Raw genomic sequence first — 11,832 nt, forward strand, 5'->3', positions numbered from 1 at the left:
ATAAGGTGGCTCAATCGCCATTGATTAGCTAGCCCAACAGGATAAAGTAGACGACTTAAAATGAACATGGACGTGATAAACAATACTTCCGTCAAGGAAGTCGTACTTATTAGACACGGTAAGCCTCTCTCGGCGCATAATGACAAAGTAAACTCAGCTCAATATGCTCAGTGGGTGCGTAACTATGATAAATCGATACTCGATCCAACAAGTCACCCAAAGCAGAAGACCCATATCGACGACAGCTACATTGTGGTTAGCCCGTTACTAAGGGCTAAATTGTCTGCGGCTTATTACGGCGCGACTCAAATTGATGAAGAGTTGCCCCATCTTAAAGAAATGGATATTCCTTATTACAAACTTCCGTTCACCTTGCGCAGTTGGCACTGGGTCGTCTTAAGCCGTGCATTATGGTTTATAGGATTTAAAGGTCGATTTGAAAGTTTCAAAGCTGCCAAGCAAAGGGTTAATCTTGTTTCCGAGCGTATTGAAAAACTGTGTGAGAAACACGAGCGGATAGTGCTATTCGGGCATGGTATGACTAACTATTACACCCGAAAATCACTCATAAAAAATGGCTGGCAATTAAAGCAAAAAGACGGTGATTTTTGGGGAATTACGATATTGCACAAGCCGTTGCCATAATGCTGAGTCTTCGTTTTTAACCAGAAATTCTTAAGGTTTATTTATACCTACTTCATTTTTTCTTCAAAATGTCGATAAAATAGAACAATGCCTAACAAGCGCTAACGACTTGAACAAAGGCATGGGGAATCGACAATGAATAAAACCAACAAAAAGAAACCTTCCACGTCTAATGTTTTTAAAGCGGCTATTGCAGCTATTTTTGCAATTACCCTTGGCGTTACTATCAACTTTCTTCATACCGACGAGCAAGACACCACAACAATCGCATTTTCACTAAACCTAGATACGTTTAAGCGTCACGTCGTCTCGTCTCACTGGCAATGGCGAGTGCGCCAACCCACTACTATGATAATGCTGATTCACTACAATGAGTCGGGCAAAGAAACGAACCGTACTCCGGTGCGAATGAATCACAACGGATGGCCGACCGCTGAGCTTTCTAGTGAAGGGTGTGAAAAAATATGGACGTCGCTAGTGGCGACACCACTGCGCGTGGACGGCTTTAAGATCCATGCAGACTATTACGCTGAACTTGAAGAGAACGAAGACAACTATTGGTGTCGCTTCAGCTTAAGTAGCGGCGCGTATTTCGACTATTTTCCTGCAAACGGAACAGTAACAAATTTAAGCGATTAAACTGGCCACATAAACGAGGGTGCACAATATAGGCCTATGCTTATATAGGTATTTGTTCTATTTAGATAATTAGTCTACTTTTGAGTTAATGCCATGTTACTTATTGGCGCCATAAGGTATTGTTGATTATAAGATAATACTCGGCATTAACGAATTAAGTAGATATATGCTTTCACGCTTATTTTCTTCGAAAAGTAAAAAAACTAGCGTCACTGTAGGCGTATCGGTCTGTGCTTCTGAGCTACACATTGTGGCTATAGAGCGCAATGGCGACGCTGTTTCACTTAATTCTGTTTCTTCAATTCCCTATGATCAGCATCAGCCTCTCAAGCAACAGCTATCGGCGGCGTTAAGCCCGTTTGCTAAGTCGACCTGTAATGTTTCTATAGTGCTTTCACAGCATATGTACCACATGGTACAGGTTGATAAGCCAGAAATGGCAGAAGAGGATATTACAACAGCGTTACCGTGGACTCTCGGAGAGCTGGTTCCCTATGACTCCAGCAACATGGTTTTAGACTATGTCGACTACCCGGTTAAAAGTCGGAGTGGCGGCCAAAAGATAAATGTATTCGCTGCCGAAAGGTCCTCACTTGCTGCCGTCGCAGCGAGCATGGCAAAAAAGAAAGACAAGCAGCTTACACATATCCACACCAAAGAAGTGTTAGCAACTGAAATGGTGCCAAATGATGACTATGCGCGACTACTCATCATCCAAGAGCCCAACAGTGAACCGTTTTTAATGATAGTGCGCTCTCAGGCTATTTGGTTGGCACGTCGCTTACGTGGATTTGTAAGCAAAGTTAATGAGCAGACAGACCTGTCACAGCTAAGTGATACTTTGGGATTAGAAATTCAACGCTCAATGGATTTCTATGAGTCGCAACTTAAGCAGCCGCCTTTAAAAGAAATTCTGTTTAAAACTCAATTTGACTGTGTGCCAGTGATCGAACGGCTGAAGCCGTTTCAGCCCGTTGCCATGAATGTCTTTACTTCACAGCTTAATTTAGCCGATGTAGTTGAACCTGCCTGCCACTTTGCGTTAGCAAGTGCACTTGTTGCAGCGAGAGAGGTGGCATGAAAAGAACGATAAACCTCTATCAGGACTCCCTAAAACCAAAGAAAGAGCGGTTACCATTCTCGAAGGTACTTTGGCTGAATGGCGCGGCAATAGGTGTCATGTTGGTGGTGGTAATCGCGCTCAATATTACGTTGGGGGCGAAGCAGAAAAAGTTAAATGAAAAAACAAACGCAATTAGCCAATTGAATAGCGAAATTAAAACCTTAAGCGCTGCACTCGAGAAGAAACGAGACACCCAGTCGCTTCAGCAACAGCTTGAAAAGGTGAACGCCAAAATTGAAAACCGAAGACGTCTGTTAGCGTATCTTGATAGCGGAGAGTTGTCATTTGACGCAACTAAATACGGCGAGGTGATGGACGATTTGGCTAATTTCCACAATCAGAACCTATGGCTGACGAGTATTGATATCGATACACAAACCATTCGCCTGTCAGGCCAAACCTTGGCGCCTTCATCTATACCTGTGTGGCTTAAAAAGTTGCAGCAGTCTCCGTTTTTCCAAGGTAAGTCATTTTCTTCAGTGCAGTTTGATGAAGTAGACGGCAAAGAAAACGTGAAACAATTCTTGATATCCACAGATTTTGAAGGAGACGCTGATGAATCAGTACCAGCAGCTCTCTGAGAAATTCTCCGCTCTTGAAAGCAGAGAAAAACAGCTAATTACATGGGTGAGTTTTGGTCTCATTATCTATCTATTCTTCTGGTTCGGTGTTTCGCCTGCACTTGATGACTTGTCTGCAACCGATAAAGCAGTCATCAGAAAGGAGAGCGAGCACAAAGCATTGGTCATTCAAAGAGATGCTATTCAAGAAGCGCTAACCATCGATTATACAAAGCGCACGCAGCTAGAACTCGATAAGGCCAGAAAAGACCTACTATCAATTGATGAGGCACTACTTTCACTTAATGAAGGGTTTGTCGCAGCCGATCGAATGCCCGAGCTGCTTATGACGCTTCTAAACGAAGAAGACAACGTACGTTTAGTGAATTTTAAGGTCGAGCCTACCGAAACAGTACGCTTTGGTGACGGTGAGTCTCAAAGCACACCGTTTTACCGTCATAACATGCGTTTAATTATTGAGGGAAGTTACTTTGACCTGCGAAGCTACTTAGCGCGCCTTCAAGCCGCCCCTGAAAAAGTCGTAGTAACAGATTTTGCTTACAACGTTGAAGCTTACCCAAGTGCCACGTTAGCACTGGGGTTAGCAACGGTAAGCAATAATGAAACCTTTATCTCGCTGTAAGGAGAGAGTGTGAAACGGTTAAGAATTGTGGTCACAGCTTTAGCGATAGCAACATGCTTACCTACAGTTGCGTCTGTCGACCCGACTAGGCCTGCAATCGCCAGTGCATCAGTGTCTAGCAATGATGATGCTGTAGCAGGAGAACTAGCACTTCAATCTATCTTTAAACGCAGTACAGGTTATAGCGCCATCATATCGGGTAAATCCTACCGCGTGGGCGACACACTTAACGAATACACCGTATCAAAAATTAACCCCAAGAACGTGGTTATCACTGACGGACGTCAGCAGAAAATACTAAGAATGTATGCATATGAAATTAAAAAATAGCCTCATTGTTAACACATTGGTTTTGTCTGCAGCGTTAGTTGTGGCAGGTTGCCAATCTTATGGTGTTGGCGAGGAAGTAAAACCTCATATTCGCGATGAACTAGCACGTTCTCAGAATACGACATCAAGTAAACCAACACCGCCCCCTCAGCTTAATCAAGAACTGCTGGCAGAGGTTGCCCGTTATCAAGCGTTACCTGCGCCAACATCACAGAAAATGTTTGCAGTTTCTGCTAACAATGTAGACGTGCGTCCGTTTTTCGACGCGTTAGTTGAAGACACACCTTACAGTGTCGCCGTTCATCCAGCCGTGTCGGGGCAAATTAGCTTAACGCTCAAAGAAGTGGCGTTAGAAGATGTGTTAACCATTATTTCGAGAATGTATCCGTTAGACGTGTTTTTGGAAGGAAAGGTAATTCAGGTTATGCCTTCTCAACTAAAGACGGAATCTATCCCGGTTAACTTTCTTATGATCAAGCGCTTCGGTGTATCTAACGTAAGCGTTATTGCCGGTGGGGTAAGTGAGCAAGACCAAAACAATGGTGGCAACAACGGTGGAATTAACGGCAATAACAATATTAGCGGGAACGCGCTAGGTGGTCAGGGTGGTTTTGGAGGCCAAGGCGGACTTGGCGGCAATAACATCCAACAGCTCAATGGCTCAAACATTCAGACTACCAGTGAAAACGACTTTTGGAGCGATTTAAAGGAGGCACTAAAAGTACTGGTCTCTCCAACAGAAGGTCGCCAAGTTGTGGTTTCACCCCAAGCAGGCTTAGTGACCGTTCGAGCATTGCCCAGCGAAATCGCAGTGGTGAAAGACTTTTTAAACCAAAGCCAAGAGAGCTTACAGCGACAGGTGGTATTAGAGGCGCGCATTATTGAAGTCACGCTAAACGACGGCTATCAGCAAGGCGTGCGCTGGGATCGCATTGCAAGCGGCTTGACGGGCAGTGTGAACTTTGGCTTCAGTGGCGGAGCTATAGCGTCAAACTTTGCTGCAAATACCGCTGCAGGTATAGATCCAGCCATTAATGCAGTTAATGGCATAGGGAACTCAATCTCTACAGATATTGGCGGCGTTTCTACTTTGAGAATTTCCCGAGGTGACTTCGACGGCGTTATCAATATGCTGCAAACCCAAGGTGATGTTCAGATGTTGAGTAACCCCAGAGTGACCGTCACTAACAACCAGAAAGCAGTGATTAAAGTGGGTCAGGACGAATACTTTGTCACCGATGTGTCGACCAGTGAAGATCAAAGCGCGACACAAACCGAAAACGAAAATGACATCGAACTTACCCCGTTTTTTTCAGGTATTGCCTTAGATGTTACCCCTCAAATTGACAGAAGCGGCTCGGTTATATTGCACGTTCACCCATCAGTAACGGAAACGGCAGAGCAGACTAAAGTCATTCAGGTGGGCGATCAGCAAATCTTGCTGCCACTGGCACAAAGTAATATCCGAGAGTCAGATACGGTAATTCGTGCCCGCGATGGAGAAATTGTCGTGATTGGCGGTTTGATGGAAACCGTTACCAGTGAGCAAGAATCAAAAACGCCTTTGTTGGGCGACATTCCATTCATTGGTAACGCGTTTAAAAACAAAGCCAAAACGCAGAGTAAGCGCGAGCTGGTGATCTTGATACGACCATCAGTTGTGCAACCGGACACGTGGGAAAAACAACGTCTTCGCACTCAGTCATTACTTGATCAGTGGTATAGAAACTAATTATGTATCAAGGCTTTTTTCACTTCACAGATATGCCGTTTTCGCTTACCCCGAATACGGATTTCTTTTGTGCGCTTGCGCCACACAATGAAGCGTTGAAAGTCATTTTATCAGCATTGAGTATGTCTGAAGGCTTTATAAAAGTAACCGGTGAAGTCGGTACAGGTAAGACATTGTTATGCCGTAAATTAATTAATCATCTGTCTGATAAATTTGTAGCCTGCTATTTACCCAATCCATACCTTTCGCCTGATGAATTACGCCAAGCATTTGCGAGAGAGTTAGGTATTGTTACGGAAGGAAATAGTGATAATCAAGGCTTGCATAATGCAATAGAGACAAAGCTATTAGCCCTTAAAAAAGAGGGGCGACAAGCGGTATTAATCATTGACGAAGCGCAGTCGCTGAGTTGGGATGCTCTTGAGATGCTGCGTCTTTTTAGCAATTTGGAAACGGAAAAAAGTAAGCTGCTTCAAATTGTCTTGTTTGGACAGCCTGAACTTGATGACAACCTGGCAAACCCTAAAGTAAGACAAATCCGCCAGCGAATAAGTTTTTCCTACACTTTACGCACAATGACGTCAGCCGAAGTCGATTACTACATTGGTCACCGGTTGACGACAGCAGGTGGTGACGAGCAGTTGATATCTAGAGGACTGCGCGCATTTATAGCGTTGGTTACCAAGGGTACGCCTCGCTTGGTTAACATAGTTTGTCATAAGATTCTTTTGCGCGCATATGGTCAGGGCAAGGCGTCGGCGACCTGGTCACATACCCTAAGCGCCGTTTTCGATACACATGACTGTAAACGCAGACTTGTCCCAAGGCAGAGTCTTGTTATTTTGTCGCTTGCTGTGGTGGCAGTTGCAAGTGTACTACATGTATACGGCGTAGGTGGCATATGAGTATTTTAAATGACACCTTAAAGTCACTGGATGAACGCAATAAAAGTGAAGACTTTGGTTTGCCGCCAACCGTTGAAGTCAGTCAACGTCCAGCGTGGCCAAAAGCGCTCATGATCACCGCCGTTTTGGTGTTTGTAGTATGGTTAGGAATTACACTTTTATCTGGTACTTCTCATCGCGAAAAAAGTGAAGATGGATTAAGCACAACGGCCGTTTCAAGTGCCCCAAGCGTTAACAACCCGCCTGCTGAAAGTACAATATCAGAGCGCGTTGCCGATAGCACAGCAGATATAAATGCGCCGTCACAAGGAATGCAATCAACCCCGTTATCTGAAAGTGATATGGCGCTACAAAACAGTATGTCAGATGTGGCTGAGCTTGTTTTCAATACCGTTGATGAGTCCCTTGAAGATGATGAAGCTCAATACAGAAAAAGGGTTACAACTACGGTATCAGCAACCAGCACAGCTGATGATGTGAATGCGTCAAGCGTCAATATCAGCGCAAACGCCAGTAGCCCTCAATCAGAACTGTCTGCGGTTAGCAAAACACAACCCTCAAGCTCGAAGGCCGCAGAGCCTAAACCCACAAATATCATAACCATAGAGCCTGTAGTTGAGGTAGCACCTAAGTCACCTGAACAACAAAGTGCAGTACATTTAGAAGCAGGACTTAAAGCGTATAACTTTGGCATTTTTGATGAGGCTCAAAAAAGCTTCACGCTAGCACTGGCAACCTTTCCGCAAAATAACGAGGCGCGCAAGCAGCTGGCTGCACTTTATTTTGGACAAAACAATAATTTACAGGCACTGCAGGTACTTTCAGAGGGCATTGTGATCTCGCCTAGCGAATTAATTTGGCGAGAGCTAATGGCCAAAATTCTGGTGCAGGAAAGCCGCTTCGAAGAAGTATTGAATTTGATGCCTGATAGCTTGGATGCTAAAGCGTTAGCCGAAGGCCGTGCCGATTATCTAATTTTAAAGGGCACCTCTGCTCAAACCATCAATAAGTCAGAGCAAGCGATATCAGCATTCAGCGCTATGACATCGCTACAGCCTAATAATGCGAAATGGTGGTTGGCACTAGGGGTGAATTATGACGCATTGGCAGATGAGCGCCTGGCGATATCATCTTATTCCAGGGCACTCGCCATTGGCGGGCTTTCCTCTGCATCTGCACAATATGCAAACTCGCGTCTAACTGATTTACAGGAGCAGCCTTAATGCGACCTCGATTAAAGATGCGCCTTGGCGACTTACTCGTTCACGAAAACATTATCTCCAGTGAGCAGCTTGACAATGCGCTTGCGGCGCAGCGAACGTCAGGGCGCAAACTGGGGGATACACTTATCGATTTGGGCTTTATCGGCGAACCCCAGCTTCTTCGCTTCTTGGCACAGCAGCTAAATATTCCTTTCTTGGATATAACACAGCGCCGTATAGACCCAGAGCAAGCTCAGCTTATCCCAGAGACTTACGCGCGTCGCTACCGTGCCTTGGTGTTAGAGGCGGACGACGATGAAGTGCTGCTGGGCATGAGCGACCCAACGGACTTGGGAGGCTTAGACCAGCTGGGCCCGTTAGTCGCTCCTCGAACCATTGAGCTGGCTATCGTACAAGAGAACCAAATGCTAGAGGCATTTGATTCTGTTTACCGCCGTACCCAGGACATTGCGTCGTTTGCTGAAAAACTAGGTGAAGAGTATGCAGACGAGGCTGATTTTGAGTTGTCAGCCCTTGATGACACCACCTCGGATGCCACGGTCGTTAAGCTACTTCACTCCATATTTGAGGATGCCGTTCAAGTTAGGGCATCAGATATTCACATCGAGCCCGATGAAAAAATCCTGCGCATTCGTCAACGTGTCGACGGCGTTTTGCAAGAAAACACGCTCAACCAAGTGAAAATAGCGTCGGCGCTGGTACTACGACTCAAACTCATGTCTGGCTTGGATATATCTGAAAAGCGAATTCCACAAGACGGGCGATTTAATATTAAAGTAAAAGGACACACCTTAGATGTGCGTGTGTCGACCATGCCAGTGGCCAACGGAGAAGCGGTAGTTATGCGTTTATTAGACCAGTCTGCTGGCCTACTAACGCTAGACCAAACCGGTATGCCCGATGCTATGGCAGAGAAGTTTAGAGCTGCCATTAATCGTCCCCACGGTATGATCCTGGTAACGGGGCCTACGGGTTCCGGTAAAACTACGACTCTGTATGGGGCACTTAGCGAACTTAATAAGCCTGACCTTAAAATCATAACGGCTGAAGACCCCATTGAATACCGTCTACCGCGAATCAACCAAGTTCAGGTTAATGCCAAAATTGGGCTGGACTTTGCCGCCATTCTTCGCACTACGTTACGTCAAGACCCCGACATTATCATGGTGGGGGAAATGCGTGACCAAGAAACCGTAGAGATTGGTCTTCGAGGTGCATTAACCGGCCACTTGGTATTAAGTACGCTTCACACCAACGACTCAGTAACCAGCGCTATTCGCCTTATCGATATGGGCGCGGCGCCGTATTTGGTTGCTACTTCATTACGAGGAGTGCTTGCACAGCGTCTGGTTCGTAGGGTGTGTGAAAACTGTAAAGAAGAAAAGCCTGCAACCGCCCAAGAACAAGCGTGGGTTGGCTTCTTGAAGCCTGAATTAGCCGCTGCCACCTTCTACAAAGGGCGCGGGTGCAACAGCTGTAATCACACAGGGTACAAAGGCCGGATAGGTGTTTTTGAATTTCTGGAAATGAACGAGGACATGATGGAGGCCTTGCGTGAAGACGACACGCAGGGCTTCGTAGATGCGACTAAGGCGAATAAAGACTTTGTACCTTTATCTCACATGGCGCTGGACTACGCAGCTCAGGGCAAAACTTCTTTAGATGAAGTGTTCAAAGTCGCTGAATTCGTACCTGAAGTGGTGAATCATTAATGCCACAGTTCAAGTACGCAGGTAAGTCAACGCAAGGCGGGCCTCAAAAAGGGGTTATTGAAGCCGCGTCAGCGCAAGCTGCAGCACAAGCCTTGCTGTCACAAAACATTGTGCCTCTTACCATTGTTGAATCAAAAAAACGCAGTGCAGAAAATGAAGGAGACGGCTTCGATATCACGCGTTTATTTCAACAAAAGGTGGGACTGAATGAAATGATCATTTTCTCCCGCCAAATGTACTCATTGTTAAAGGCCGGTATTCCCATTATTCGCGCCATTAAAGGCCTAAGCGAAAATGCATCGCATAAACGCTTTCAAGAGATTTTGAAAGATATTGCAGACCAGTTAGAGCAGGGACGAAGTCTGTCTTCTTCCATGGCTAAATATGAAAAGGTGTTTACGAGACTTACCATATCCGTGGTGGTGGTAGGTGAAAATACCGGTAAATTAGACGACGTATTCCTACAGCTTGCCCTCTATTTCGAACGAGAGCAAGAAACCCGCAAGCGCATCAAGTCGGCGCTGCGCTATCCCACTTTTGTGTTAATTGCGCTAGCAATTGCCATGTTTATTTTGAATCTATTTGTTGTGCCAGTGTTCACCCAAATGTTTGAGCGCTTTGACACTGAACTTCCAATTATGACCCGCGTGTTAATTGGTACTTCCAATTTCTTTGTGAACTATTGGTGGCTGCTAATTATTGTGATTGTGGGAGGGATTTTCGCTGTTAAACAATACGTTAATTCGACTAATGGACGACTAAAATGGGACAAATTTAAACTAAAGTTGCCTGTCGTGGGCAGCATTATTGAGCGATCATTACTTTCAAGATATAGCCGAAGTTTTTCAATGATCTTACGTGCAGGCGTGCCGTTAACCGCAGGGCTTTCACTTACTGCCGACGCCGTTGATAACGCGCACATGCAAAAGCGCATTAAAGAAATGCGGCAAGGGATCGAAAAAGGCGAAAGTTTGCTTAGAGTTTCGAAAAATAGCGAACTGTTTTCTACACTTGTACTACAGATGATTGCAGTAGGTGAGGAGACGGGGCGACTTGAACCGTTGTTAGAAGAAAGTGCTGACTATTACGAACGTGAAGTCGACTTCGACTTGAAAAGTTTAACGGCCAAAATCGAACCTATTTTGATTGGTTTTGTTGCGGTAATGGTATTGATCCTGGCGCTTGGCATATTTACGCCAATGTGGAACATGATGTCGGCGGTGAAAGGCGGCTGATAAAGCGCTTTATAACTGGGGAAAAGCGTGGCAAGCACCAAAACGGGGTTACTTAATTTTGTTGTTATAGGCGTATTGCTTGCTGTTATTGGGACAACATACGTGTTTTACGCGACACCAATTATTGGTGAAGCGGAGAAGGTTAACAAAGAGACCGCGGTTGCACAGTTTCAGCGAGTGGTGATGTTAGCCAGGGCACAGTGGATAAAGACTAAGCAAGATACCGTGCTTATTTACGAAATTGAGTTTGACGCTGGTGGCAAAGTTAAACAGCGCAAAGATGTGGCGGCAGAGCTATACATTAATGAAAAAGGCTGGCCCGAAGGACTTGAAAAAGAACAGGGGAATGCGTGCGAATACATGCTGACACTTGCAACCTTAAGAGAAGGTGAAGCGCTGTCAACAGTGACTGTAAGCGACCAGTATGCAAACGGTTACTTACAATGTGCATTCTTTTGGGAAAAAGAGATTTGGTTTGAATATAACGCTGGTAGCGGCGTTGTCAGGCAAAGAAACAGTTGATTAAACGGCGGCACAATTCGCCTTTATCGTCATCAAGGAGATGTTATGAACACCAAACAACAAGGTTTTACGCTAATCGAGCTGATAATTGTTGTAATCATTCTAGGGTTGCTTGCGGCCACAGCATTACCACGCTTTATTGATGTTACTGATGAAGCTCGTGAAGCAAGTGTTGAAGGTGTTGCCGGTGGTTTTGCAGCCGCGGTAGGTCTTGTAAGAGCGCAGTGGGAAGTTGAAGGCCGTCCGAGTGGAAACAATGGAAATGGGAACGGCACTGTAGTCACTTACGATCAAACGCAAGTAGGGGTAGACGGCACCATTGGTTACCCAACGGGAAGCTCTACAGGCAACACACTTATTTCTACAGTTAACGACACTGAATGCAAAAACGTATTTGACCTAATTCTTCAGTCAGCACCAACAAACACAACGTCGACGAACGACACCGTTGTTGCTGATTTCAGATATGCCGTTCGAGAGGACGATTCAGGTGCAAACACTCTCTGTGTTTACTACTTAGTTGAATCTATGGGTTTACCTAATAGCTCAGCACCGGCAGACGG

Annotated in this window: 13 protein-coding genes; all 13 read left to right on the forward strand. The window is 45.4% G+C overall.

Annotation, left to right across the window (positions count from 1 at the left end; genetic code table 11):
- The first annotated feature begins 66 nt into the window (after nucleotides 1–66).
- Nucleotides 67–645: a phosphoglycerate mutase family protein gene (locus tag QVA83_RS06220; protein WP_239259449.1), complete on the forward strand. Its 579-nt coding sequence runs from the start codon at nucleotides 67–69 to the stop codon at nucleotides 643–645.
- Nucleotides 646–780: 135 nt separating this feature from the next.
- On the forward strand, nucleotides 781–1,284 hold the full coding sequence (locus tag QVA83_RS06225; RefSeq protein WP_287498247.1) for a hypothetical protein: 504 nt from the start codon (nucleotides 781–783) through the stop codon (nucleotides 1,282–1,284).
- Between the two features lie 166 nt (nucleotides 1,285–1,450).
- Nucleotides 1,451–2,365, forward strand: coding sequence for an agglutinin biogenesis protein MshI (locus QVA83_RS06230; RefSeq protein ID WP_287498248.1), 915 nt, complete (start codon nucleotides 1,451–1,453; stop codon nucleotides 2,363–2,365).
- On the forward strand, nucleotides 2,362–2,988 hold the full coding sequence (locus QVA83_RS06235; RefSeq protein ID WP_061439056.1) for a PilN domain-containing protein: 627 nt from the start codon (nucleotides 2,362–2,364) through the stop codon (nucleotides 2,986–2,988). The genes QVA83_RS06230 and QVA83_RS06235 overlap by 4 nt, the downstream gene beginning before the upstream one ends.
- On the forward strand, nucleotides 2,963–3,610 hold the full coding sequence (locus QVA83_RS06240) for a type II secretion system protein M (protein WP_014947894.1): 648 nt from the start codon (nucleotides 2,963–2,965) through the stop codon (nucleotides 3,608–3,610). Before QVA83_RS06235 ends, QVA83_RS06240 begins: the two co-directional genes overlap by 26 nt.
- A gap of 9 nt (nucleotides 3,611–3,619) precedes the next feature.
- Nucleotides 3,620–3,940: an agglutinin biogenesis protein MshK gene (locus tag QVA83_RS06245; protein WP_101563273.1), complete on the forward strand. Its 321-nt coding sequence runs from the start codon at nucleotides 3,620–3,622 to the stop codon at nucleotides 3,938–3,940.
- Nucleotides 3,924–5,672: a pilus (MSHA type) biogenesis protein MshL gene (mshL, locus tag QVA83_RS06250; RefSeq protein ID WP_014947896.1), complete on the forward strand. Its 1,749-nt coding sequence runs from the start codon at nucleotides 3,924–3,926 to the stop codon at nucleotides 5,670–5,672. The genes QVA83_RS06245 and mshL overlap by 17 nt, the downstream gene beginning before the upstream one ends.
- 2 nt (nucleotides 5,673–5,674) lie before the next feature.
- Nucleotides 5,675–6,577, forward strand: a complete 903-nt coding sequence (locus tag QVA83_RS06255; protein ID WP_014975383.1) for an ExeA family protein — start codon at nucleotides 5,675–5,677, stop codon at nucleotides 6,575–6,577.
- The gene (locus QVA83_RS06260; RefSeq protein ID WP_287498249.1) at nucleotides 6,574–7,800 is read left to right on the forward strand and encodes a tetratricopeptide repeat protein; all 1,227 of its coding nucleotides are present in this window, start codon (nucleotides 6,574–6,576) and stop codon (nucleotides 7,798–7,800) included. Before QVA83_RS06255 ends, QVA83_RS06260 begins: the two co-directional genes overlap by 4 nt.
- Complete coding sequence (locus QVA83_RS06265) at nucleotides 7,800–9,512, forward strand: GspE/PulE family protein (protein WP_101563275.1); 1,713 nt, start codon at nucleotides 7,800–7,802, stop codon at nucleotides 9,510–9,512. The genes QVA83_RS06260 and QVA83_RS06265 overlap by 1 nt, the downstream gene beginning before the upstream one ends.
- A complete protein-coding gene (locus tag QVA83_RS06270) occupies nucleotides 9,512–10,747 on the forward strand; it encodes a type II secretion system F family protein (protein ID WP_101563276.1) in 1,236 nt (411 codons plus the stop codon). Before QVA83_RS06265 ends, QVA83_RS06270 begins: the two co-directional genes overlap by 1 nt.
- 27 nt (nucleotides 10,748–10,774) lie before the next feature.
- Complete coding sequence (locus QVA83_RS06275) at nucleotides 10,775–11,269, forward strand: hypothetical protein (RefSeq protein WP_101563277.1); 495 nt, start codon at nucleotides 10,775–10,777, stop codon at nucleotides 11,267–11,269.
- 45 nt (nucleotides 11,270–11,314) lie between these two features.
- A partial coding sequence (locus tag QVA83_RS06280) for a prepilin-type N-terminal cleavage/methylation domain-containing protein (protein ID WP_287498250.1) occupies nucleotides 11,315–11,832 on the forward strand: 518 nt, incomplete at its 3' end.

The sequence above is a fragment of the Alteromonas sp. AO-Serp genome (assembly GCF_017849675.1).
In the GTDB taxonomy this organism is placed as follows: Bacteria; Pseudomonadota; Gammaproteobacteria; order Enterobacterales; family Alteromonadaceae; genus Alteromonas; species Alteromonas macleodii.